Annotated in this window: 20 protein-coding genes, 1 tRNA gene and 2 pseudogenes; 10 read left to right on the forward strand and 13 right to left on the reverse strand. The window is 64.4% G+C overall.

Going from position 1 to position 23,102, the window contains the following annotated elements; translation table 11 throughout:
* The first annotated feature begins 542 nt into the window (after positions 1–542).
* Positions 543–1,529: a glycoside hydrolase family 16 protein gene (locus tag AB0B45_RS36935; RefSeq protein WP_358140491.1), complete on the forward strand. Its 987-nt coding sequence runs from the start codon at positions 543–545 to the stop codon at positions 1,527–1,529.
* Positions 1,530–1,664: 135 nt separating this feature from the next.
* On the opposite strand, the gene AB0B45_RS36940 is transcribed toward AB0B45_RS36935, so the two are convergent.
* Positions 1,665–2,795 carry an NAD(P)/FAD-dependent oxidoreductase gene (locus AB0B45_RS36940; protein WP_358140494.1) on the reverse strand — a complete coding sequence of 377 codons (1,131 nt, stop codon included), beginning with the start codon at positions 2,793–2,795 and terminating at the stop codon, positions 1,665–1,667.
* Positions 2,796–3,207: 412 nt separating this feature from the next.
* Here AB0B45_RS36940 and AB0B45_RS36945 point away from each other — a divergent pair, with 412 nt between their 5' ends.
* On the forward strand, positions 3,208–3,486 hold the full coding sequence (locus AB0B45_RS36945) for a hypothetical protein (protein ID WP_358140547.1): 279 nt from the start codon (positions 3,208–3,210) through the stop codon (positions 3,484–3,486).
* A gap of 238 nt (positions 3,487–3,724) precedes the next feature.
* On the opposite strand, the gene AB0B45_RS36950 is transcribed toward AB0B45_RS36945, so the two are convergent.
* Complete coding sequence (locus AB0B45_RS36950; protein ID WP_358140497.1) at positions 3,725–4,705, reverse strand: aldo/keto reductase; 981 nt, start codon at positions 4,703–4,705, stop codon at positions 3,725–3,727.
* Positions 4,693–5,619, reverse strand: a complete 927-nt coding sequence (locus AB0B45_RS36955) for an EamA family transporter (RefSeq protein ID WP_358140500.1) — start codon at positions 5,617–5,619, stop codon at positions 4,693–4,695. The genes AB0B45_RS36950 and AB0B45_RS36955 overlap by 13 nt, the downstream gene beginning before the upstream one ends.
* 34 nt (positions 5,620–5,653) lie before the next feature.
* Between AB0B45_RS36955 and AB0B45_RS36960 the strand changes: the two genes are divergently transcribed.
* The gene (locus tag AB0B45_RS36960) at positions 5,654–6,136 is read left to right on the forward strand and encodes an Lrp/AsnC family transcriptional regulator (protein ID WP_358140503.1); all 483 of its coding nucleotides are present in this window, start codon (positions 5,654–5,656) and stop codon (positions 6,134–6,136) included.
* Positions 6,137–6,514: 378 nt separating this feature from the next.
* Here the strand turns inward: AB0B45_RS36960 and AB0B45_RS36965 are convergent, their stop codons facing one another.
* The gene (locus AB0B45_RS36965) at positions 6,515–6,865 is read right to left on the reverse strand and encodes a hypothetical protein (protein ID WP_358140506.1); all 351 of its coding nucleotides are present in this window, start codon (positions 6,863–6,865) and stop codon (positions 6,515–6,517) included.
* Between the two features lie 676 nt (positions 6,866–7,541).
* A complete protein-coding gene (locus AB0B45_RS36970; RefSeq protein ID WP_358140509.1) occupies positions 7,542–7,817 on the reverse strand; it encodes a hypothetical protein in 276 nt (91 codons plus the stop codon).
* Between the two features lie 586 nt (positions 7,818–8,403).
* On the opposite strand from AB0B45_RS36970, the gene AB0B45_RS36975 reads away from it, so the two are divergent.
* The 3 genes from AB0B45_RS36975 (at position 8,404) to AB0B45_RS36985 (ending at position 9,509) form a co-directional block, all read left to right on the forward strand.
* Positions 8,404–8,595 (forward strand): hypothetical protein, encoded by a 192-nt coding sequence (locus AB0B45_RS36975; protein ID WP_358140511.1) that lies wholly within the window; start codon positions 8,404–8,406, stop codon positions 8,593–8,595.
* A 210-nt stretch (positions 8,596–8,805) separates the two neighbouring features.
* Positions 8,806–9,273, forward strand: coding sequence for a peroxiredoxin family protein (locus AB0B45_RS36980; RefSeq protein ID WP_358140514.1), 468 nt, complete (start codon positions 8,806–8,808; stop codon positions 9,271–9,273).
* A 14-nt stretch (positions 9,274–9,287) separates the two neighbouring features.
* Positions 9,288–9,509 (forward strand): hypothetical protein, encoded by a 222-nt coding sequence (locus AB0B45_RS36985; RefSeq protein WP_358140516.1) that lies wholly within the window; start codon positions 9,288–9,290, stop codon positions 9,507–9,509.
* 61 nt (positions 9,510–9,570) lie between these two features.
* Here the strand turns inward: AB0B45_RS36985 and AB0B45_RS36990 are convergent.
* A tRNA-OTHER gene (locus AB0B45_RS36990) sits at positions 9,571–9,656 on the reverse strand.
* A 188-nt stretch (positions 9,657–9,844) separates the two neighbouring features.
* Between AB0B45_RS36990 and AB0B45_RS36995 the strand changes: the two genes are divergently transcribed.
* Positions 9,845–10,876 carry a hypothetical protein gene (locus AB0B45_RS36995; RefSeq protein ID WP_358140519.1) on the forward strand — a complete coding sequence of 344 codons (1,032 nt, stop codon included), beginning with the start codon at positions 9,845–9,847 and terminating at the stop codon, positions 10,874–10,876.
* Positions 10,877–10,985: 109 nt separating this feature from the next.
* Here AB0B45_RS36995 and AB0B45_RS37000 read toward each other — a convergent pair whose 3' ends face one another.
* On the reverse strand, positions 10,986–12,212 hold the full coding sequence (locus AB0B45_RS37000) for a serine hydrolase domain-containing protein (protein ID WP_358140522.1): 1,227 nt from the start codon (positions 12,210–12,212) through the stop codon (positions 10,986–10,988).
* A 112-nt stretch (positions 12,213–12,324) separates the two neighbouring features.
* Here AB0B45_RS37000 and AB0B45_RS37005 point away from each other — a divergent pair, with 112 nt between their 5' ends.
* Positions 12,325–13,479 (forward strand): histidine kinase, encoded by a 1,155-nt coding sequence (locus AB0B45_RS37005; protein WP_358140526.1) that lies wholly within the window; start codon positions 12,325–12,327, stop codon positions 13,477–13,479.
* Positions 13,480–13,506: 27 nt separating this feature from the next.
* On the opposite strand, the gene AB0B45_RS37010 is transcribed toward AB0B45_RS37005, so the two are convergent.
* Together AB0B45_RS37010 and AB0B45_RS37015 are read right to left on the reverse strand one after the other, a co-directional pair.
* Entirely contained in the window at positions 13,507–14,121 is a 615-nt protein-coding gene (locus AB0B45_RS37010) for a DUF6461 domain-containing protein (protein ID WP_358140527.1), read from the reverse strand.
* A 421-nt stretch (positions 14,122–14,542) separates the two neighbouring features.
* The gene (locus AB0B45_RS37015) at positions 14,543–14,788 is read right to left on the reverse strand and encodes a PIN domain-containing protein (RefSeq protein ID WP_358140530.1); all 246 of its coding nucleotides are present in this window, start codon (positions 14,786–14,788) and stop codon (positions 14,543–14,545) included.
* Positions 14,789–14,803: 15 nt separating this feature from the next.
* On the opposite strand from AB0B45_RS37015, the pseudogene AB0B45_RS37020 reads away from it, so the two are divergent.
* Positions 14,804–15,139: pseudogene (locus AB0B45_RS37020) on the forward strand (IS5 family transposase); the annotation flags it as partial.
* Between the two features lie 119 nt (positions 15,140–15,258).
* On the opposite strand, the gene AB0B45_RS37025 reads toward AB0B45_RS37020, so the two are convergent.
* A complete protein-coding gene (locus AB0B45_RS37025; protein WP_358140533.1) occupies positions 15,259–15,687 on the reverse strand; it encodes a hypothetical protein in 429 nt (142 codons plus the stop codon).
* 875 nt (positions 15,688–16,562) lie between these two features.
* A complete protein-coding gene (locus AB0B45_RS37030; RefSeq protein WP_358140536.1) occupies positions 16,563–16,943 on the reverse strand; it encodes a hypothetical protein in 381 nt (126 codons plus the stop codon).
* A 62-nt stretch (positions 16,944–17,005) separates the two neighbouring features.
* On the opposite strand from AB0B45_RS37030, the gene AB0B45_RS37035 reads away from it, so the two are divergent.
* On the forward strand, positions 17,006–18,946 hold the full coding sequence (locus AB0B45_RS37035; protein ID WP_358140539.1) for a helix-turn-helix transcriptional regulator: 1,941 nt from the start codon (positions 17,006–17,008) through the stop codon (positions 18,944–18,946).
* Positions 18,947–19,829: 883 nt separating this feature from the next.
* On the opposite strand, the gene AB0B45_RS37040 is transcribed toward AB0B45_RS37035, so the two are convergent.
* Positions 19,830–22,511, reverse strand: coding sequence for a hypothetical protein (locus tag AB0B45_RS37040; protein WP_358140550.1), 2,682 nt, complete (start codon positions 22,509–22,511; stop codon positions 19,830–19,832).
* Positions 22,512–22,514: 3 nt separating this feature from the next.
* A pseudogene (locus AB0B45_RS37045) lies at positions 22,515–22,766 on the reverse strand (HNH endonuclease); the annotation flags it as partial.
* Between the last annotated feature and the right edge of the window lie 336 nt (positions 22,767–23,102).

The raw sequence follows: 23,102 nt of genomic DNA on the forward strand, positions 1-23,102 counted from the left end.
CGGGCGGATTCATCGTCCACTGGCATCCACGATTTTCCGAAACCGTTGTCAGCATCCGCGTTAGCGAGATGCGCGTTTACGCCCACATGATGCCCGGTTCCCACGATCGCCTCGTCCACCCGCGCGGGCGGCTATTTCTCAGGTCGCGCCCTGCCACACGCTGCGGCTCCTTCCGTGTCTCCGTCATGTAACATCTTTCGGTCCTTGGCCCGGTTTACCGCCAGCTAGCGGGCGAAATATGCCCCGGCCAGCCAGACATCGATGCCAATCGGCCGCCAAAAGAGCCATACCTGCAAAGCCAAAGAAATCTGCTCGCACTTGTACGATCGGCAAACAGACCACCCGGACACTGTCGGCATGGGTTTCCCCCTTAGGCGGCGAATCAATGTAATTGCCAGAGAAAGGCGGGAACCATGTGGTTGATACGATTCCTGGCAGTGATTTCGGCCCTCACCATGAGTTCTGCCGATCGCACGGTCCCCGCGTCGCTTTCACGGCCCGGGGACGTCGAGCCCGTCGGGCTCGGCGGGCGATGGACACTCATGTTCCGGGACGAATTCGATGGATCCGCTGTTGACGAGTCGAAGTGGCAGTATCGCTCGACAGCCGAGTCCGACTGGTCCGACGAGCCGTACGGCACCGGCAATCCCGGCAGCAAGCAGCTGGAGTTCGACCACCCCGGAAACTGTTCCGTGGACGATGGGGCGCTGACCATCACGGCCAGGCCCGACGGCATCCAGTCCGAGTCAGGGAACTGGTACGAATGGTCCAGCTGTCTGATCACCTCCACCGGGCCCCAGGGCCACACCTTCCGGTACGGGTACATCGAGATCAGGGCGACGCTTCCCTCACGTCCGGGATTCTGGCCGTCGTTCTGGACCTGGCAGTCGGCCGACAACGAGCAGCCGACCGAGGCGGACGTCTTCGAGTACTTCTCCGACAACCGCCGACGCCTGTACCACTCCTGGCACTCGGACACCGATCAGACGTGCATCCACGCGCCCCGCTTCGATCCGAGCGCCGGCATGAACGTCTACGGGGCCGACATCCGCGAGTCGGGGACGAACTTCTACATCAACGGGGCGAAGGTGTGCCACGCGGCGGGCAAGCCTGCGGGCCCGGTCAACCTGGTGGTGAGCAACTTCGTGTACGCCGGGGTGCCTCCCGAGTCGGGGTCGGCGGGGCGCATGGTGGTGGACTACGTCCGCGCATGGCAGAGGTCGGAGTCACATCCCGCCCACCTGCCGCCGACCTCGTCGCCCTCTCAGAGACGGCCCGTGGGTGACGGCAGAGGCACCTCAGGCCCGCCGCCCGGGGTGAACAGCTGCCCGTCCAAGGGGTCCGCCACGGACTCGACGGCGCCCAGCGTCGAAGCCCGCACCTCCGGCACGCATAAACAGAAACGCACGAACCGGTCGCGCAGCGAGGGCAGCAGGACGTCCGCCGAGCAGAAGAAGCCGCCGCCGAGCTGCCCAACGACTCCCAGCTCGCCCCAGAAGCGCCGGTCGGCAGCCTCGTCCCGGAGGTGATCACCCCGTGACGTCGGAGGCGCCAGGCCGTCACCTTACAGGCACGGACGGGAGAAGGCGGGAATCACACCGGCGCCGCCCCTCATCGACACCCCGAACACACTCCAAGGCCACAGCTATCGCGGACGTGGCGGCCTAATGGTCGATCGCCGGGTCCGCGAGCTGTGGGTTCACCATCGGAAACGAGCCGTCGCCGAACAGGATCCGCGCCGCCAAGACACGACCGGCACGACTGCGCAGTATGCTCACCGCCGCCTCTACCGCGGCGGGGGATCGGAGGCCGGCGAACACGCGGCGCAGCAACAGCCGGCCCCGGAACCGGGTCCGCAACGCGCCCCCGTCATACCGGCTCAACATGCGTTGGTCGCCAGTACGCAGGTACCCGGCGGCGACCGCCGCGGCCAGTTCGGACATGCGGAAGCAGGGGTCCAACCCACCGGCCGTCAGCGGCGACACCGCGCCCGCCGCATCTCCGACGAGCAGCCCGGCGGGGCACGCCAACCGTCGCAGCACACCGCCGACCGGGATCGGACCACCTCGACGCTCGACCGGACCAGCCGACGCCGCGCGGCCGGGCGCGTCCGCGGCGAAAGCATCCAGCAGGTGACGGACGCCGGTGCGCATCGCGTCCGGATAACCCGCGACGCCGACATGCGCATGCCGACCGTCGTCGATGACCCACCCCAGGTACCCCGGAGCAACCCGAGGGTCCAGCACGCAGTGGAACGCCGGAGTGGTCGTGCCCGACACGACCGGATGGACGATCTCGGCACCGACGAGGAACCGCCGGTTGACATCAAGGCCGAGATCACGGGCCACCCGGGAGCGGGCGCCGTCCGCGCCGACGATGAACCGGGCCCTCACCGGTTCCGCACCCGCGAACCGCACAACACCCATCGACGCGTCGACGTACCGCACGCCCAAGAGAACCCGTGCCCCGGCCGACTCCGCCGCGCGGCGGGCGTGCTCGTAAACGGCCGCCATGTCGGCCACGCGGTACTCGTCCCGGTCACTGGTGAGTCGGATCGGCGCCCTCCGCGACGGCGGATACAGCAGCACGTCCCGCACACCAGGCCCGAGCAGATGCTCTGGCAGGTCGAAGTCATCCAGGGTGCGACGCACGAAGATCCCGGTCGTGCGGATGCCCGTCGACAGCGACCTGCGGCGGTCGACCACCATCACATTCAGGTGCCGTCGCGCGAGCAGGCGGGCTGTGCGCAGGCCGGCCAGGCCCGCACCCACGACCAGGACGTCCACTGTCTGCATATCCTGCGACGATAGGAGCGGCGCCCCACCCGTGCGACCGTTTGCACGGGACCTGCTCAGTACCTCCACACCGTCGCCACACACGGGACCGTGGACGGCTCCGCTGCCGAGAGTTCGCCGTAGAACCAGCGTGCACGCCGGCCCCCACACAGACGCCCCTTGTGTTGGGGAAGATGGATTGTCCTGACAAGTAACAAGCCCCTGAACAGTCGCGCCCCCTCAGGTGTCGAAGATGGCCTCGGGTGGTTCCTGTACCCGGGATAGCGTTGCCCGCCATGACCGACTTCATCTCTCTCCCCTTCTACGACCTGCTCCAGGAAGACGGGCACGTACCGAGAGTCCGTGAGAAACTTCCCTCGCTTCTCGCGGGGATACGGCGGAGCATCTGGAGATCGGCGCGGGAACCGGCCTGATCACCACGTCGCTCGCCGACTCGACACCAGCCGAGATCTTCGCGCTGGAGCCCTCGACCGGTATGCGCGGGGTATTACTGTCCCGGCTGAGCGAGCGCAAGGAACTGCTCGAGCGAGTCACCGTGCTTCCCTATGACGCGCTGAGCGTTGATCTGGATGAGCCGGTCGAGGCGACGGTGATGATCAACGTGATGTACGCCCTGGAGCCTGACTATCGGAAGCGGCTCTGGCCGGTGCTGGCAAGAAGGACGTACACCGTCGTCCAGGGACGTTGTTAGCAGCCCTGTTAGCAAGATCCGATGAAGCCTGGAGCACCGGAAGCGGGGCGGCGTGCGCCACGAGGCGCTGTTTGACCGTGCGGAGGTGGAAAGCCTTCGTGGCCCGTCGTGGCGGGTCGTTCGAACGCCTGGTCACCCGCGGCATCCTCAGCGAACCCGAACCCGGACTGTTCGTGCTGCCTCTAGCGAATCATCCGGCGTCGCTCAGGCCCAGAGCGACGGAATCACAGACTTCCACTCAGGAGTGCCCGATGATCTGGTGTGGTCGGTAGGGGGCCTCCAGGCGGGCCGCCTCCTCTCCGCTCAGGGACACCTCCACCGCTGCGATCGCGTCATCCAGATGACCTACCTTGCTCGCCCCGACGATCGGCGCGCTTACCCCGGACCTCCCGAGCAGCCACGCGAGCGCGAGCTGCGCCGGAGGCAGGCCTCGTTCGTCAGCGACCGCACACACCACGTCGACGACGTCGAAGTCCGCGTCCTCGTACATGCTGTCGGCCAGCGGGTCGCTGCCAGATCGGACCGTGCGCCGCCGACCGTCGCGTCGGCGGCTCCCGGTGAGCAGTCCGCGCGCCAGCGGGCTCCACGGGATGACGCCCACCCCCTGGTCCAGGCAGAGCGGGATCATCTCTCGCTCCTCCTCCCGGTACACAAGGTTGTAGTGGTTCTGCATCGACACGAACCTGGTCCAGCCGGCCGCCTGAGCAGTGTGCTGCGCTTTGGCGAACTGCCAGGCGTACATGCTGGAGGCCCCGATGTACCGTGCCTTGCCTGCCCGCACCACGTCGTGCAGGGCCTCCATGGTCTCCTCGATCGGCGTCTCGTGGTCCCAGCGGTGGATCTGGTACAGATCGACATAGTCGGTTCCGAGCCGGGTCAGCGAGGCGTCGATGGCGGCCAGCACGTGTTTGCGGGACAGCCCTCGGTCGTTCGGGCCCGGCCCCGTCGGGAAGTAGACCTTCGTGGCGAGAACGTAGTCGTCGCGGCGTGCGAAGAGCTTGGCGAGCAGCCGCCCGGTGATCTCCTCGCTCGCGCCGTCCGAGTACATGTCGGCAGTGTCGAAGAACGTCACACCGGCCTCGACCGCGCGCCGCACGATCGGCTCGGCCGCGTCCTCACGCAGCATCCACTCCCAGGAACGGGGATCACCGTAACTCATCATGCCCAGGCAGATCCGGGAGACCTGCAGCCCCGACGAGCCCAGCTTCACGTATCGCATTCCGTCTTACCTTCCTGCGGGAGTGTGGCCTTCCCCTCGGCTGGAGGGGTCTGAAGCTCACGGTGGAGGGCGACCGAGAGCACCACGAGCCCGATTCCGGCGAGCTCGGCGAGTGAGGGGAGTTGCCGGAGCACCACGATGCCGATCACCGTTGCCGTGGCCGGAAGCAGCGCCACCAGCAGCGCGTACGTGGAGCGGGCGATGCGTGCCATAGCGAGTTGATCGCACACGTACGGGATCACCGACGAACAGATCCCCACCCCGATCCCAGCGGCGAGCGTCACCGGGTCGATCACCGCGGGAGCGGCCTGCCAAACGCCCACCGGCGCGACGAACACGCAGGCGACGAGCATGGCGGCGGCCAGCCCGTCTATGCCGCTGACGCCGCGCAGACGCCGAGCCGTACGGTGGGCCAGCACGATGTAGGCGGCGAACAGCACCGCGTTGGCGAAGGCGAACACCAACCCCAGCGGGTCCCCGGCCAGCCGGATGCCGGTCAGCACGTAGACCCCACCGACGGCTGCCACCAGTGCCACGAGGTTACGTGCCGTTCGGGCACCGAGCGCGGCCAGCACGATGACCGGCAGAAACTCGATCGCGGCGACGGTTCCCAGGGGCACGCGGGCGATCGCCAGGTAGAAACAGACGTTCATGGCCGCGAGCACCACGCCCCAGGCGATGATCGTACGACGACCCTCGGCGTCGAGCCGGGTGAGGGTCCGCCAGGGGCGGCGCCAGAGCGCGAAAACGAGTGCGGCGCTCCAGATCCTCAGTGCCGCGACCCCGAGCGGGGCGAGCCTGGTGAACAAGAGCACGGCGAAGGCCGGGCCGAGGTAGTGGAAGACGGCGCTCCCGATGAAGTAGGTCCATGGAGGCGCCGCGGACAGGACGGCGCGAGGGCCGGTGGGCGGCATGACGCCATCGTCGGCCAACCCGTAATTTAGGAGAATGGCGAATCGAAAGATCACACCCGAACGGGCATACGAACCAAAGGGAATAGACACCCTCGACCTTCGTATTCTCGCCGAGTTGCAGGTCGACGCCAGAGTGAGCTTCGCCGAGCTGGGCCGCCGGGTCGCCCTGTCGGCTCCCGCGGTGGCCGATCGGGTGCAGCGGCTGGAGGAGACGGGAGTGATCACCGGCTATCGCGCCGAGGTCGACCCGCGGGCCCTGGGCTTTCCAGTCACAGTGATGGTTCGGATCCGTCCGGCGATCCGGGAGCTGCAACGCATCTCCAAGATCGCCCAGGAAGTTCCCCAGATCGTCGAGTGCTACAGAATGACCGGCGACGACTGCTTCTACTTCACGATGCACCTGCGGGCGGTCGACGAGCTCGAACCGATCCTCGACCTGTTCACTCCGTACGGTCACACGACCACGTCTCTCATCCACACTGCGCCCGTGCCACGCCGCCCGCTGCCCCTGGAGTGAGACTCGGGGCGCCTTCCAGAGTCGATCACTGGACGGACCCTCCCCTCCCCAGCCTCACCTGGCGGCCGGGGTCGGCCAGGTGCTGGTGCCGGGATCTGGCCTGGCGGGACCTTCTTGGTCGTTGGGCGTGGTCTGGTGTCGGGTGATTTCGGCGGCGGTGCTGCGCGAACTCGCCACCATCCTCCGTTTCCGCGAGCGGCCGAGCCGGTCGGCGACGACCTTGTTGAGCCATACCACCTGACACTCATCGAATCTGCCAGAGGCCCCCGTCCACGCGGACCTCGGGCAGGCCCGGCACCGGCGCTGTGGCCGCGCAGAGCACGGACCGGTCGTCTTCCTCTTCCATCGCGGCGCGGAGACGGCTGCCGTCCGCCAGAATCACCGTCCACAGTCCTGGCGGTTCGGTGGTGCCGTACAGCACGTACGCACCGAAGTGCGCGGCGAACCTCCGGCGAACTCCTGGCGGCCCACCCGGTCGGCGAGACGTCCCTCGATGCCGACGTCGAACTGCATCGCGAAGTGGCCGTAGGCCTGCCGGTATGTGCAGAAGGCGGCGAACACCACGTCCTGCGGGACGTCCCGCAGGACCTCGGCGACTCGGTCGGCGTGGCCGACGAACAACTCGTGCTCGGCGATCCCAAAGCAGTCCAGCAGGAATCCCCACAGCTCGGCCTCCGGGACGAGGCGGGAGGACAGGCCGTCGTAGCCCGTGGCCTTTGTCTCCGTCACGAGGCCAACTTACGCACCCGCCGGCCCCGCCGTCAGTTTCATAGTCGGCCGACGTCGGGCTGCAAGGCAGAAGCCGCTGGCGCGCTGGTGAACTATTGGCGTGACTGCTGTCGTATGACTCGCCGAACGCCCTCGACGCCTACCAGCGCGAGATCGTGCGCTGGTTCACCCTTCTGCACCGAGCACGACCTCGACCCGCTCCAGGCGCGCAAGGCACACGGCGACGTCTACAAGCGGTGGCTCGAACTCCAGGCGCTCGCCCGAACGCCGACAGGACAGCCCACGCCAGACCACCAAAGCTGGGCGCCACAGGCGGGTCCTGAGAAGGGCCGCTGACCGTACGACAAGCGCGCTCACTCTGTCGAACTTGGCGCAGCAGTTCGGCGTCGCCGCCCAGGTTGGAGGAGGCCCGCGGGCTGGTCGAGCGCCTGCCCGATGCGGTTGAGCTTGACGCCGGCCTGGATGAACTCCTGCAGCTGTGCCCCAGCGACATGTGCACGCCCGAAGGTCGAGTCGGGGGATGCTCGGCGCGCCCGACGGAGAGCGCGCACCCCAGCGGTCTTGGCCGTCACGGACTGCGGGACGGCGTGCGACTGGGACGGTGACGGCTGCCGGTGTGGGTGAGAAGGTGTCCGCGGCCCGGAGGTGGCCGTTCCGGGCCGCGCGGTTCAGCCGGTTACCTGGTCAGGACCATCAGCGTGAAGAAGCCCGTGTATTCGCAGTAGTACGACAGGTACGTCCCGTTCCGTCGTAGTTCCGCGCCCTTCGCCTTGCACTTCGCCTCGGTCGAGTAGTCGCCGTACTTGATCCAGGTGGACGCGAGGGCGACCGAGGTGCTCGACGCGGCGGAGCCGGTGGTCGCGGCGGCGGGCGTCGCCAGTGCGGTTCCTGCCACTGCCAGAGTGATCGCCGCGAATGACGTCGCAGCCAGTCTGGTGAGCTTGGTGGACATGAGGCATCCCTTCAGGGTGGGGGGTAGGCCGTTCCCGGCGGGGCGGGGGCCGCCTTCGCCGTCACCATGATCATAATCGCCAGAGGCCTAAAGATCGCTCATATCAGCATTTATCCGGAATGTCGGAGTCGGCGCCGCGCCGGCCCGAATGGAGGGCCCTTCGGAGCGCCGACGATCGCGACCGCGGGGGACGCTCCTGCCGCCCCGGCTGGTGCTGTGCGGGTAGAGCGGGTGGTCTCCAACAGTGGTGGTCTCAGAGTGGACAAGGCACGCGGCCTACCAACCCACCCCAGACCTTTCCATTGCCAGCCAGGACCACCCAATCGTCTGTCTGGCTGGGCGAGTCGTCGACCAGCACCACCGCGCACCGGCACGGTCGGCAGCGTCAAGCATTCTTCGGCCTTATCCGGACGGATGGCGCCTTCAACCCCCAGGAATCACCGGGACGGTGAATCCTTTCGCGGTGTGGGGCCTCCTATGAGGTGATGGCCAACACTGGGGAGGCAGACGGGTATGGGTGACGTCGTGATGCCGGCGGCGCGGCACCGGAAGATCGCCTCAATGCACGCCACCGGGGCATTGCATCATGGATGTTCAGAATCGTTTGGAACCAGCGCCTGTGCCTCGCGCTCAAGTGCTGTTCGAGCGCCATGACGAGACGGAAGCCGGTCTGGTGGCGCCTGCAAAGGACGCGGCCATCCGGCACCTAGAAGCCGAACTCGTCGCCCAGGCGATCCAGGCGTCGCCAGATGTTCAGCGCAGAGAATCAATCATGTGAGATGTACTGGGCCACCCGGGGCGGAGAGTCGCAGAGGCGTCCCGCTTCAGCAACGCCGCGATTAAGTCCCAGCCACACCGGGCCCGCATCAGGCTCCGGCACAACGTGGGCGACATGACGGGCCTCACCGAAAGCTTGCATGACCCCGGAGCCACCAGCGCCTGACCTGTGTAGATCGCATTTCCACAACCTTCGAAGGGAAGTTTCGCCATGCTCGAAACCGGATCGCCCGCGCCCGACGTCGTGCTAGAGGACACCGACGGCAGGGCCGTCCGCCTGTCCGACTACCAAGGCAATCATGCCGTGCTGATCTATTTCATGCGGTCGACGTCGTGCCCGGTCTGCAACATGCACATCCAAGACCTCATCCGGCGTCGCAACGAGTTTGCAGTTGACGACGTTCAGGTGCTTGTCGCGGTTCCTGAGGACCGTCAAGAGGCTGCCGCGTGGAAGGCCAAGCGCCGCGTCCCCTTCCCCGTCCTCGTAGGCCGCCGGGGCACCCCGCACGAGATGATCGGCTTGAGCAGAAAAGTCTTCGGCTCGCTGCAGCAGTCAGGCAGCATCCTCATCGATTCCCACGGCATCATCCGCCATGCTCACGGGGCCACCATGCCCACCAGCGGCTACGACAAGAAAGGGATCGCTGCGGCCATCCAGGATCTCCGCGCCCACACATGATCCAGGAGGGCGCCTTGATCAGCCGCGACCTCGTCTGCGCGTCGCTGATGCCTGCGCAGGGCACCTTGCTCCACGTCGCCTCCGAAGTCTTCGGCCACGCCGGCATGGCGATCCATAAGGACGTCTACGAGGACGACAAGCGTGCGGCGACGGAGGCGATTTCCGGCGCTCTCCTGAGGAAACTCCGTGCGGTGACTCGCAGGGTGGCTCCCCTAGAGGGCGAACAAACCGGGTGATCTCCGCAATGACGAAGGCCCGTCCCAGCGTTTCCCCTGGTGACGGGCCTTTCGCGTGGAGCGCGGCCGAGAGGACTCGAACCCCTGACCTTCTGATCCGCAGCCAGTTCGAGATCGTCCACAGACGTCTACAAGTGTCACAACCGCCTGCTCAGAGCGACTCGTTCCGTGATCACCGTCTAGTGGTATCCACCTGCATCCATGGACGCTGTAAGCAACCGCGTTAGCAAGATCTCTTGCTGGATCAGTAGCGTTGGAGGCTATGCAACCGCCCCCGACCTCGGTTCGGTCATCCGCTACCCTGACTCGGATTGATCATTTCCGGGAGAGGCGCCGTGATGCAGGAACCCGCGGCAGAAGCGCAACCCCCGGTGGCGGCAGCGCTGCGCTTCGGGGCGGTCCTGGCCGCGGCCGGACCGGTGATCCTGACGGCCTTCGGGGTCGGTAGGCAGAGCGTCGGCTGGTTCTGTTCCGGGATGGGTTCCGCTTCCACTTCGGGTGAAGGCCCATACGCGCTGGAGTACGTGCCGGGAGAGCTTCTGTTCTGGGGCGTACTCATGCTGCCGGTCGTCGTGGCAGGCCTTCTCCTGCGCAGGTCACGTCGGGCCGCGCTCACCGCCGTCGCTGCAGTCAGCACCGTGCTCGCGTTCGGGCTCGTCACGGCGTTTTACCTACCAGGTCCCGACCCATGCACCGGGCAGGAACGTGCGGTCATGCCGACCTGGCCTTTGATCGTCTGCTATCCGGTGGCCGCAGGGGCACTGCTCCTGGTGGCCCGGTCACGCCTGACTGGGAGACCGTACGGGATCATCCTGTGGGCGGGCGCCGTCGGCGCGGCGGCATGGGCGGCGATGTTCCACCGCTGGACGATCACATACGACAAGTTTTTGGTTGGCGTCGTCTATCTGAAGGCCCCGGACTCCTCCTGGGACGGCCTCGCCTGGTGGTCCGGTGAGGCCGACAGCATCGGATTCCCGGTCGTACTCGTCGCATTGGCGGCGGCCGCGAGAGTCACCGCTTCCATCCGATGGGGACGGTTGGCGGGCACCGCGGCCGCAGCCGCCCTTCTCCTCTTCCCGCTGCTCGACGTCGCGACGTACGCCGGCCAGTACAGCAGCGACTTCGAGATGTCTTTCGCCGATTCGGTACGGTGGCCGCTGCTTCTCGCGGCTGCCCTCGTCGCGTCGGCCGCTTGGAGCCCCGGGGCGCGGATCTCCTGGGCCACGACCGTCCGCCTGGCGCGAAGCATGATGCGCGGACAGTCGAAAGACGTGCTTCCCAGCCGGGCGAAAGAACTCGCCGTCGCCACTGTGATCGCGGTTGCCGGCATCTGGCTGATCGTCTCGTCCTTCACACCGACTCGGTAGGAGCACAACGACAGATCCCCCGGTCCGGAGTGGTATTCACGCCGGGAGCACTTCATTGCCCGAACCGCGCGCTGCGCAGATGTCCCGCACCGGCTCCACGTGGAGAATCTCAACGCCGCATGCGGCCGGCGTTCGGGGCCGTGCACAGCGCGTCGTCGACCAGCTTGCTCTCAGCCTGTATAACGCGCAGGACGTCGTCCGGCGAATCGGCGAACACGCCCGACAACGAGACCGTGACGCTGCGCCGGCCGTCGGCGGTGACACCGTCGGCGGTGATCCAGCCGGAATCGCCGCCCTCGTGGCCCCAGTACGTGCCGCCGCACGACAGTGGGCGTGAGAAGAGCCCCAGCCCGTCACGGGCGCCCGGCATGAGCTGCTGGTACTCCTTGCTGACGGGAATGGTCTGTTTCATCTGCGTCAGCTGCGCCGGTGGCAAGAGCCGGCCGCCGAGCAGGGCGCGGAAGAATCGGTTGAGATCGGCGGTCGTGGAGACGAGCCCGGCCTCTCCATTGGTGCCCGAGCCGACCTGCTTGGTGACGTCGACGGGCGGTTCGCCGGGCTGGAACCTTTGGTAGGTCTCGGCGTGTGGCTGGGGCAGCTTGGGTGAAGTACCCGGCCAGAAGGTGTGACGGAGGCCGAGCGGCCGGACGATCCGATCCCGTACCTCCTCGTGCCAGGGGTGCCCGGTGACGCGCTGGATGATCATGCCGAGCAGGACGTAGCCGGTGTTGGAGTAACTCCAGTCCTTGCCGGGCTGGAAGTCCGGCTGGTGGCGCATCGCCCGGGCGACGGTCTGCTCGGGTGTGTAGGTGTCGTATCGGTGCCGGTAGAAGTCCTTCGCCGAGGTGTAGTCGGGGTAATCGTCGTGGATGCCACTGGTGTGCTGGAGCAGTTGGCGGATGGTGATCGCGCGGCCGTCGTTGCCGTTTCCGGACACCACGCCGGGCAGCCATCGCTCGACCGTGTCGTCCAGGGAGAGCCTGCCGTCGCCGGCGAGTTGCAGGATCACGGTGGCTACGAATGTCTTGGTGACGCTGGCGATCCGGAAGTAGCCGTTCGGGGAGACCGGCCGCCGGCTCGTCAGGTCGGCGACGCCGCTGGTGGCGGTCAGGTTCCGGTCGTCAGGGGTGATCAGGCGGGCCTGGACGCCCGTCACGCCGAGTGCGGTGATCGCGTCGGCGTCGCGCCGAAGCTGGGCCCGGTCGTCGTGCTGGCTGGCGGCGCTCGCCCCGGGCACGCTGGTAGAGATGGTGCCGGCCACGATGGCGGCCAGGGCCAGGTTCCGCCGGATGGATCGGCCGCGCCGCCGCGGTGAATGAATCGGTGAACTCGTCATGGGTGTTGACGCTAGGTCTGGCGGGGGAAGCGGACGATACGGCTCACTAGTGGGAAAAAGGGGTAGTGGGCTGTAGTGCCAGGCTCGGTCGCCATGGCTCAGACTTGTGCAGATGAACCACCATGGGGCCAGTCGGCTTTCGGCGATGTGGCGCGGTCTGGGTTATCTGCTGGGAAGCCTGTTCACCGCTGTGGTTGCCCTGTTCGTGCTGCCCGTACTCATCGTCCCGATGATGGCCCGCGCGTGGGCGTCCTGGCATCGTCGCCGCGCCGCCCGGTTGCTGCTTTCTCCGCGTTCTGGTCCCGTCCGTGTCGGTACCTGGCGTGTTCTCGGGTGGCTGTGCACATACATCGTGACCAGTCTGGCATTCGGACTCGTCGTGGTGGTGTGCGCGGGCAACGCAGTGACCACGGCCATCACGGTGCCCTTGTGGTGGGCGTTGCCCGCCGGCACCCGCGCGGGCGGCTTCGCTGCCGGTGTTCCACTGTCCGGGTGGGGCACGGCGCTGACCCTGGGGATCGTACAAATCGTCATCTTCGCGGCCCTGACCTACTGGCTGGTTCCACTGCTGGCGCGCCTGCACGCCCGGATCTGTGTTGTGTTGCTGTCCCCCTCGGCTGCGGAGCGGTTGGCGCAGCGTGTGGAGACCCTGACCGAGACGCGGGCCGGCGCCATGAACGCGCACGGCGCGGAACTCCGCCGGATCGAACGCGACCTGCACGACGGCACCCAAGCCCGGCTGGTGGCCATCGCGATGCGGCTGGGCGCGGCCCGTGAGTCGCTGGACGAGGACCCTAAGATCGTGGCCAGACTCCTGCGGGAGGCGCACGAGGGTACCGAGGAGGCCATGGTAGAGCTTCGAGAGGTGATCCGGACGATCTACCCGCCGATCCTCGCCGACCGCGGCCTCGCCGGAGCGCTGGCGGCGCTGGGAACCCGATCGGCAATCGCCCCAAGGCTTGATATCGGCGATCTCGGGACCGTTCCCGCCGCCGTCGAGACCGTGACCTACTTCACGATCGCCGAGGCGCTCACCAACGCTGCCAAGCACAGCCAGGCCACCCGGACCACCGTCCGCGTCGCACGCGACAGTGACCGGCTGTCGATCGAGGTCGCCGACGACGGGATTGGCGGCGCCGACGAGACGCTGGGCACCGGCATCGCCGGAATCCACCACCGCGTCCTGGCACTCGACGGCACCGTCCACATTCACAGCCCCGCCGGCGGCCCGACCACGATCACTGTGAGCCTGCCGTGCGGGTCGTGATCGCCGAAGACAACGTCCTGCGTTCCATCAGCCCGTCAGGAAGGACGGCGCTTCGCCAACCCACTCCTCGCTCAGCCTCACTCCTGTGGCGAGCTCGATAGCCGTCAGAGCCGCAGCCCAACAGCTTTCCCCCCTCTTCCAATCGAAATAGGGAAGGACCGCCTGCACCTGGGGCCACCGCTCCCAACCAGGCAGCCCCATTGCCTCTTCGGCGTACATGGCGTCGAAGGAGAGCACCATCTCGCCGTCGACGGCAAAGCCGATGGAATTGGTGCGGTTAACGTTCCAGTAGGCGCTGTAAGCTCGTCCACCCACGCTCAGGCGGGGAAGCACCGGTGGATAGACGCCCTGAAAACCGTTGTGCTCGAAGAGCGCTGCGTGCCGATCCGAACGGTCGACGAGCATGGCCCAGGGCACGTCATCCGATAGATCGATGAACACCTCCTCATGCTCGAAGGTGTCCGTCTCGTAGACCTCGTAGTTTCCCGTCTCACTCACCCGTTCACCGATCTCCGCGAGACTTAACGGAGACCCGTCGTGGGGCACGAGCACCGTCCAGCAGATGGCCTCTCCCATCCAGCTGTCATCGAGCAACTGCCTGTAGTGCAGGTATGCCTCACGCGCCACCTGATCATCAACCATGCGTGACCTCCATCAGCCCATGACGAGGAAAGATCATCGCAGGCAGGGCCGACAGAAGTCGGAGAGGTTGCTGTACAACGCTGCTGTACGGAGATCAAAAAGGCCCTCCCGGATCACCCGGAAGGGCCTTTGAGCTGCAGAGCCGACGAGGGGAATCGAACCCCTGACCTTCTGTTTACAAGATTCCTCACGGTCGTCCACGGCTGTCCACCGCTGCTCCCGCGTCCTGGTCGCAGCGATCCTTGCCAGTCCCCCGATCCACCGTCGTCCACGACCGTCCGCAGCCGTTGTTAGCAACCGCGTTAGCAAGATCAGGACCTCAGCCATGACATCTCGATGGCAAAAGGACCCGCACCGCAGGGCCGCCAGGCCCGAGGAGCGGAAGCCTCGCGGCAGCCTGCTCTTCCCCTTCGCGGGGCCTTCATGAAGTGATCAGGTTGAGCCCGTGGTGGATCGTGAAGTCCTCGAAATCCTTCACGTTCAAGGTCGCCAGCGGTATCCCGTGGGTCAGGCAACAGGCGGCTATCCACATGTCGTTCATCGGGCGGGGCCGCCCCCGCTTGACCGCGGCGGCCGCGAGCCGACCCCAGGTCACCGCCACCTCTTCATCTCCGGGCAAGACGGGAACAGCGTGTAGCCACGCGGTGAGAGCGTTGCGGCTGCGCACACCCCATCAGACCTCACTGACGCGCAGTGGGAGCTGATCGAGCCCGTGCTGCCCGAGCCGAACACCGGAGGCCGCCCAGAGAAGCACTCCCGTCGAGAGATCGTCAACGCCATCTTGTACGTGGTGCGCTCGGGCTGCCCATGGCGATACCTGCCCACCGACCTGCCGCCCTGGCAGACCGTAGACTGGTACTTCCAGCAGTGGGAACAGGCCGGCGTCACCGAAGCCCTGCTGGTCGAGCTGCGAGTCAAGGCACGCCGCCAGGCGGGCCGGGAGGACGAGCCGTCAGCGGGCGTCATCGACTCCCAGAGCGTCAAGGGCGCCGACACCGTCGGCCGCGACAGCCGCCGGTCCGGGTCGCGTAGATGCGCCAGCAGCAGGCTCGCCTGCGGCCGCCGCTGCGGCGGGATCGAGCGTCCGCTATGCGGCCTTTCAATACCTACGCGAAGATCGGGACTTAAGCGACAAGATCAGAGCTTGCCCGTGAAGGTGGTGGTGTTGTTGCACAGGGCGGTGCCCGGAAGGCAGCGCCGAGCCTTGATCACTACCGTGTCGGCGCCCTGCCGGGCGGCGGCGGAGAAGGCGAAATCTCTACTGCCCCTCTTCCGGCCCGCCTCCACGCGGCCGCCGGTGCCGCCGACCCCCTTGCCCGCTCTGGAGAAGCTGACCTCGACGACCGCCGTCCACAGATCCCACTTGGTGTCGTTCACAGTGCCCGAGGCGGCGGCGTAGCCGTCACCGCACACTTTCCACACGTATTTGACATAACCGTGCTTGGTGTTGAGCGTTCCCCCGCCGCCGGAGCAGCTCCGCGCGGCGGCTGTCGCCGGGGCGGGAGCCAATGCGGTGAGAGCGACGGCGGCGACGACGAGTGTCTTTAATCCGGAGATCTTTCGCATGATCGGCAGTCTAGGAGAACCGCTTGCAACCCACTGTCAGGCGCGCATCCGGGCCACGAGGCCGGTGTCGGAGGACCTGCCCAACGCCAACCGCGCTACATCTGCGACTGAACCCCGGTACAAATGATCTTCTCAAACACGCACTTAGTTACAAGGCAACGGCGGGGTCGTGGTCGGGGACTTGGTTCGCTGGTCAGGCGTGTGACGGTGCGCGGAACAATAGGCTGTTGTGAGGATTCGTTGCTGTACTTCTGTGCTGTACAGCAGAGGAGAGAACCCGCATGTCGACATTGTCTCGAATAGGGTCGGGCCGGCGACGACGCGTTCGACGATGAAGATGCCTACGAGAGCAACCCGCGGAGCACCATCCGCTGGGAGTTGCGATGAACACGGTTAACCTCCTGGAACCCGACCGGCTCTGGTCCGCGGTCGAGGTGCTAACCCGGCCGAGTCCCATCCCGGCCGCCTCCGGCGTCTGCGGCGTCTGCGGCTGGCGCTTCGAGGAGTCCCTCGGCCCTCGGCTACCCGCCGGGCAACTGCTGTACGTCGGGATCGCCCCTCGTCGGATGGCAACCCGGGGGCATGATCCCTGAAGGCGGAGGCATCGAAGACCTCCCTCGATGCACCGAAATCTGGAGCCGAGACAACAGAACACCAGCCAGGCCACCTTCTGTTCCGTGGCAGGATCAAGGCTGTCTCGGCGCGTTCCTGTCCGTCTCCCAGCGCTACTCAGGGCCCTTCAAGGTTGCCGCATCCACGCCCGTAGCGTCCGAGGCCACTGTTAGCAAACCTGTTAGCAAGATCGTTGTTCCATCGTGGCCTTGGTTCGCGTGGGGCACCGATCTGCTGCCGGATCGGCCGGTGAAGCAGGAGAGTCACAAGGTACCCGACCGGTCACGGCTGGTCTTTTGAGCTGGTTCCGGCCGGTCGGCGATCCAGCGCAGCAGTCGGAAGGCGCGTTCGCTGGATCGGTCGGAGCCGAATAGCGCGGTTGCGCCGATGACGATCGCGATGGCCATTTCCGCTGCGGCGATAAAGCCCGTGACGATGGGGTGAATGGCCAACCCAATAGCGGGGACGGCAGCCGCGGCAGCGGCGAAAGCGGATATGCGGCGACCGTGGCTTGGGGCTTTTCGTGGCATGTACCCGAGGACACCAGCCCTGCCGCGTTCCTGCCCGACATCCCGGACGACCCCGGGTAACCCTGGGTTACTCGGGATGCGGCTGTCGCTGTCTCTGAGATGAATGATCGACACGACGTGATCGTCCGGACTACCTACAGTGGCAGAGGACCACCAGCGTAGGAGGCGGCTGACCGATGGCGAGAGACGCCGCGAACGACCATGGTGTCCCGACCTTCGGGGGATATCTGAAGCAGGCTCACTCAGCGGCGTGGAGGCCGACGGCGGATTACCTGAGTAAGAAGTCCGGCATCCCGAAGAGCACCGTGGAGTCGCTGATCAGCGGCCACCGCAAACGGCTGCCGGACTGGAGCGATCAGGTCGAGCCACTGTTGCGTGCTCTTGGGAACAAGGTGGACGAAGATCGGCCCGGCCAAGCCGATGCCGTGTTGGGCAGCATGGACGCATGGAGACGTGCTTACGACGACGCGCAGAGTGATCGGCCGCTTAGCTGCCCGCTACCCTCGCATCCATCCGCAGGAAGTGCCAGCCTGACCGGGCTAATCAGGGTCGCTGAGGCCAACCCCCGGGACCTGGGCGTACACAAACCCATCGACGTGGCCGACGTGGTCGGCGGCATGCCCATCTACGCCGAGCGCGACGCCGACGCCGCCCCTACCGGAGTACGTGCCGCGCTGACCAGAGCCGCCGAACACGGCGGACTGATCGTGCTCGTCGGCGGTTCGTCGGTCGGGAAGACCCGCTGCGTGTACGAAGCCATTACCGTGCTCTTCCCGGACTGGCTGCTATTTCACCCTGCCGATGCTGACCAGGTCCGCCACGCTGCAGCTGCAGTCCCGACCAAGCTGGTGGTCTGGCTCGACGAACTGCAGAAGTATCTTGGAGACACAACGGGACTCGGCGCCGAGACGCTCTGCGCTCTGCGAAGGCCGGGGATCGTTATGGTCGCCACGATGCGGCCGAAGTGGTTTCGCCTCTACACCAGGCCGCCCACGCGTGACCACGGCTCCGAAGATCCACATCAGACAGCTCTGGATGTGCTAAAGCTCGCCGACGTCATCCACCTAGACGCACGGCTCAGCCCCTCCGAGCAGAAACGTGCGCGCGCTCTCGCAGCCGCCGGGGATCGACGTTGGGGGGCAGCGCTGCAGTCGAATGACTATGGCCCCATCCAGGTCATCGCCGCTGCTCCCCATCTGGTTGCCCACTGGAAAGCCGCCGATACCTATCCGGCTGCCGTGTTAAACGCCGCCATCGATGCCACGCGCCTTGGTGCCAGATCTCCGCTCAGCGCCGATTTACTGTGCGCAGCGGCACCAGGCTACTGCGACTCACGTGAGCGCGCCGCAGCGCCTGCCAACTGGTTCGAATCCGCCTTGATCTATGTCACACAAGAGCTGCATGGCGCCGTTGCCGCGTTGGCTCCGGTTGCCGACTCGAACACCATGGGGGAGATCGCAGGCTACGTCGTCGCGGATTACCTGCAACAGCACGCGGGTGACGCGCGCCACAGCGAAACGGTCCCCGACTCTACGTGGCAGGCTTTGTGCGACTACCTCACCAGCCATGATGACCAAGGTATTGTCGGCGAAAGAGCCTACAGCGAACAGCTGTACCGGTACGCTGAACCGCTTCTCCGTCAGGCAGCAGATGCCGGGAGGCGTTACGCCGCCTTCCTGCTGGTGCAGTTGCTTGACAAACTCGGCCGGGAGGAGGAACTGCGGGCCCGTGCCGACGCTGGAGACGAGAACGCGGCCAGGTATTTGGTGTACCTGCTTGCCCGGCAGGGGCGGGAGGAGGAACTGCGAGCCCGTATCAGCGCAGGAGACCACTACGCCGCCGATTATCTGGCGCAGCTGCTCTCTAGAGGGCAAGACTTCATGGGGCACCGTATCAAGGCGATACGTCACATGCGTGGACTTAGTCAGGCTGACCTGGCTTACCCGGAACTGTCCGATTCCTACGTGAGTTTGATCGAGAGTCGGAAACGGATTCCCACCCAGCTGGTGCTTGAACTGCTTGCACGTAAGTTGGACTGCTCAGTGTCCTATCTGCTAAACGGCATTGTGGGCGAGCACCTCGCAGAGATCGACAGTGAGCTGGGATTCGTGGAGTGAAGGGCTGAACCGAGGACGGTCGAACAATACGCAGTGGCCCAGGGGCAGCAGGTTGAACTGTTTGAGCCCCCCTGACGCGTGGCTGGCTGTTTGCAATCGCTATTGGCCGTACGCGATAACTACCCTCCACTAGGATGATCTTGGTGGTGTAAGGGGCCTCCACGGGAACTGGAGCCGCCAGTGGGTGCAGCGGGGTTGGTAGGAGTGAGCCGGGAGACCGCCCGGGGATCCGTAGGGCTGAACCGAGTCGCTATGGGAAGGCATTAGAGACACAGCCGGACGCGCAACAAAAGCCCCTGACTGGCGTTTCCGCTGGTCAGGGGCTAGCTTGCCTAGTTCCCATCGCTGCACAAGATCGGAAATGCCGTCCGGGATCCGTGCGTTCCGGAGGGCCTTTCACCTGTGGAGCCGCCTTCGGGATTCGAACCGAGACCCTTCATTACGAGTCTGATCACGGCCATCCACCGGTGTCCGCCCTCATCCCGCCGCCTGGTCGACGGCCACTCGCACAGCCCGCCAGTCCACACATATCCACGTCCGTGCGGGGCCGTTGTTAGCAACCGTGTTAGCACGACGCCATGATCAGCCATCGTGCCCGATAGCAAGCGGACCCGCACCGCAGGGCCGCCAGGCCCGAGGAGCGGAAGCCGCGCGGCAGCAAAACAGCTCCGCATTAGGAGAGTGAGAGCAGAATGACTCGGCTATCTGGCCCGACCTGCTGAAACGCACCTCTGAGCTCGTATGACAAGTGTGATCATCCCGCACATGTCCCGCGGCCAGCCCGCTGATCAAAGTGCCCTCGTCAGATAGATGCGAAGCAGACCTAAACCGTAGGGTCACCAACGCCACACCAACGCCTGAGCACCGGAAGCGATCTATAGGCCTACTCTGGTGGGCACACATCGGCCCATCCCCATCGCGGAGAAGGCGCTTCGTCCGGCTCGCGACCATATGGAAAGGTTTCAACGAGCGCCGGTTGCTCCTGTAGCGCCAACTCATACCATCCTTCATTAGCACACCTTCTAAGAAATCTGTCCACGGACTTCGTTGCTCCAGAGGCGCGGAATTCGTCGAGAAGGAAGGCTTGGTGCGCCTTCTCCCAGGCGTCTATCTTGATAGATGTCTCATGAGCCTGATCAAGGAGTCGCTGAATAGCATCGGTGGCCCCCAAAGACCTCAAGGTCTCCAGCATCATTGCCACATCCAACGGAGTCCTAAATACTGCAGATACTTCGGGAAGGAGGCCGAGGATGTATTCGATTTCCGCATAGAAGTTCAAATTTTGTAGAACGTTCATGAGATTCGCTACATCCGCGCCGTCGCCTAGCTCGATATTCTGGAGCGGGCGTCGTGATTGGATTCGAGAAAGCAGTGCGTGATCTCCCCTCTGGGAGAGGGTACTCAGAAAATACATTGCGGCATGAGTAGCTCCGAGAGGCATGTTGACAAGTACTTCTTCATCAATCAAGTGCCCCTTCAAGCCGTAAGTGCGCACGCTGTCCATGAAGAAAATTGCATCCGCAACGCTAATCGGATCGCTAACATCTACTGCCTCATGTACGCGATCCGTCAAACGCTGAGCATCGTCGTCCCTCTCAAGCCTCAGAAGGATCTTGCATATCTCCAGCAGTGCTCTCGGGTCGTCTATGGGAAGATGCTCGACAACCCCCCTTTCGAGGAATTTCGCTGCCGAATCACGATCGTCTACATATTCGCACCAGTCAAGGAATCCATAGACGCTTTCGACGTCTAGAATATTCGACTCGGCAATCAGCTTTTTGACGAATGCCTCCAAGGGTGCGGAAAGGGCGAGGTGTTTCATTCCGACTAGAACTGCACCAACACCTACGGGGGAATCCACGATTGCTTCTTGGGCGATACGTGAAGCTATTAGGTCAGCTAGATCAAGCCGATCGGGTTCCCTGAGATAGCTGAGGAGAACGCCCGCGTGAAGCAGGCTATCGATCTGTACATGTTGCAGTGAATCAACGGCGAACTGTCGGCCATGCATTGAGAATATCTCCGGCGTAGACAATTCGTGGATAATGGCCCCGATGTCGGATAGCTTGGCCTCAGTCAAACCGGTTCTAGGCAAACGAGCCAACAATTTCTGAATAACGTCGTCTTGACTGTATTCTCTCGCTTCCTCCAAGAGATTTCCGACCGAACGTAGATCGGACATGTCGATATGTGCCACTACCCAGTCTGCGGCGCGCGAGATGTCGGTGGGGTCGCAGAACTTCATCGCGTCGAGAAGGCCGGGTTTATTGTACGAGCCCTGAGCGGCCGATCTCGCGTGAAGCATCGCGCTGTATCGGTAAAGCCCTCTGATCCAGGCGAACTCTGCCATCTGTCCCAGATCTGAGGGGTCGCGCGAGTGCTCGCAAAGAGCCTCCCATAGCTCTGCAGGCCCGAGCTGGGAACTGCGCACTCCTAGATAGTGTTGCACGATGAAATCGCTCGGCACATAGAGCTCTCCCGAGGATCCCGATCTCATTCTATGGGAGTTGATGGCACTCAATGTGTTGCGAACGTCAGTGCGCGACCCATCCTCTCGATAACCGCGAGAAAGATCCCTTAGTGAGCTAACGGCCCAATCGTCCTCACCTGGGCGCTCCCGAGGGCTCATGTAGCCATCAGCAGCCTTGGCAAGAAATTCCCTGGAGAGTGATTTTCCGTATCCGATTCGTTTGGCATCTATCGCTGTGTATATGAGCGCCTTCTCGTGGGGGCGAAAAGATGAGCCATCGTTGATTCTATTGATCAGCTCTGGTCCGCCTGTGAGGTGCTGTATTATCTGGCCATAGCTTCTTCCGGCCTTAAGGGCCATAGAGATCCTAGCATCCGATTTAGCGAGTGCCTCAATAGAGTCCATCTCATTACTGGTGAATGATGATGGCACGTCAATGATGGTCGTATAGCGGGATTCGAGTAGTCTGCGAATCTGGGCGTTAGTGTCAGGTAGTCGACCTCGGGCCATGAGTTCATTTAGATAGGGCACTCGCCATATGGTTCCTAGGACCATCAAGTTTCGCGAGGTAGATAGCACTCTGATCAACGCAGTCGCGATCTCGCGACGCCTCTCGTCCGAGAAGAAGACCTGAGCTTCATCCAGCCAGATGATCACATTATCTTGCAATGGAGACTGTAGCGTTTCGAGAAGGGCGCATGAGTCATCCGGCCTGTGAACATTCCACTCTTGGAGTAGTGAATGTGTTGCCTCGAAGAGAGCACGGGTCTTACCTGTGGTCGAAGATCCCGCGACTAGTATCAGTTTTGATGCACCCTCGGCCTTATTTCTCTCCATCTCTATCCATAGCGCCGAGTCGTGATCTCTGTGGAAATATGGCGTGAGAGCGTCCCGCTCATCTCGGCTTCCCCGATCGAGGATCAAGCTTTGCTGCACACCAAGATCTCGTGGGTTAAGATCACCGAATATTGGCGGGGTAGCGGTTTGCGTTGCCCTGTCTCCCCGCATCCGTGTGGCGATCATGTCTTCGTGAGACCGCTTCATCGCGATTAGCTCTTCAACAGTGAAGCCAATTCCGTGATCTTCGTCAATCACAGCGTGGTGGGTTGGACAAAGTAGGATCAGATTCTCATATGAATCCCGTTCACTGGCAGGCATCGAGGGATTCCCTCTTGGGCCGTTATCTTCGCGAGCGACGATATGAGCTTCCTCGCCAAGCACAATATGATGACTTAGTGCACTGGACGGCTCATTAAGCGTAGAAGTCAATTCTTGTACGCAATTCTTGAACGCGCACATGTTTGCGCTGCGTGCCCAGAGGAGCTTTCTTGTGCGCTGTGTGATTGCCATATTTCGCTGTTCGGTAGGAGGGTGCAGGCATTAGCCTGGCACGAGAACGCTGGTGCAATTGTGGCCCAGAGCGCCTGGCCAGGGAAGAGGCTCGAACGCCGGTGTCGGCGCGTGAGCGGTGCTGGGCGCGACCGGCCGAAGAGCCGCAGCGCGGCCAGCGACCGCCTGACGCGCGCCGACCGCCGCAGGCGGGCGGCCTTGATGACGTGTAGATAAGTTGCTTTCACACGTGGTCGTTGATCTTGTCCTGTCCCGGGAGATGCTTGACACTGCTGTCCCATCACATGCTTGACGGTTGCTGTTTTCGGCTATGCCGTGGTGCGTCGTTTGCGGGCG

The sequence above is a fragment of the Nonomuraea sp. NPDC049152 genome, from assembly GCF_040648355.1.
Lineage (GTDB): Bacteria > Actinomycetota > Actinomycetes > Streptosporangiales > Streptosporangiaceae > Nonomuraea.

Coding starts and splice junctions, on each gene's coding strand:
- AB0B45_RS36980 (WP_358140514.1), top strand. CDS start 8,806: ATGCTCGAAACCGGATCGCCCGCGCCCGACGTCGTGCTAGAGGACACC.
- AB0B45_RS36950 (WP_358140497.1), bottom strand. CDS start 4,705: ATGCGATACGTGAAGCTGGGCTCGTCGGGGCTGCAGGTCTCCCGGATC.
- AB0B45_RS37025 (WP_358140533.1), bottom strand. CDS start 15,687: ATGCGAAAGATCTCCGGATTAAAGACACTCGTCGTCGCCGCCGTCGCT.
- AB0B45_RS36975 (WP_358140511.1), top strand. CDS start 8,404: ATGGATGTTCAGAATCGTTTGGAACCAGCGCCTGTGCCTCGCGCTCAA.
- AB0B45_RS36955 (WP_358140500.1), bottom strand. CDS start 5,619: ATGCCGCCCACCGGCCCTCGCGCCGTCCTGTCCGCGGCGCCTCCATGG.
- AB0B45_RS36940 (WP_358140494.1), bottom strand. CDS start 2,795: ATGCAGACAGTGGACGTCCTGGTCGTGGGTGCGGGCCTGGCCGGCCTG.
- AB0B45_RS37005 (WP_358140526.1), top strand. CDS start 12,325: ATGAACCACCATGGGGCCAGTCGGCTTTCGGCGATGTGGCGCGGTCTG.
- AB0B45_RS37000 (WP_358140522.1), bottom strand. CDS start 12,212: ATGACGAGTTCACCGATTCATTCACCGCGGCGGCGCGGCCGATCCATC.
- AB0B45_RS37035 (WP_358140539.1), top strand. CDS start 17,006: ATGGCGAGAGACGCCGCGAACGACCATGGTGTCCCGACCTTCGGGGGA.
- AB0B45_RS36970 (WP_358140509.1), bottom strand. CDS start 7,817: ATGTCCACCAAGCTCACCAGACTGGCTGCGACGTCATTCGCGGCGATC.
- AB0B45_RS36960 (WP_358140503.1), top strand. CDS start 5,654: ATGGCGAATCGAAAGATCACACCCGAACGGGCATACGAACCAAAGGGA.
- AB0B45_RS37010 (WP_358140527.1), bottom strand. CDS start 14,121: ATGGTTGATGATCAGGTGGCGCGTGAGGCATACCTGCACTACAGGCAG.
- AB0B45_RS36935 (WP_358140491.1), top strand. CDS start 543: ATGTTCCGGGACGAATTCGATGGATCCGCTGTTGACGAGTCGAAGTGG.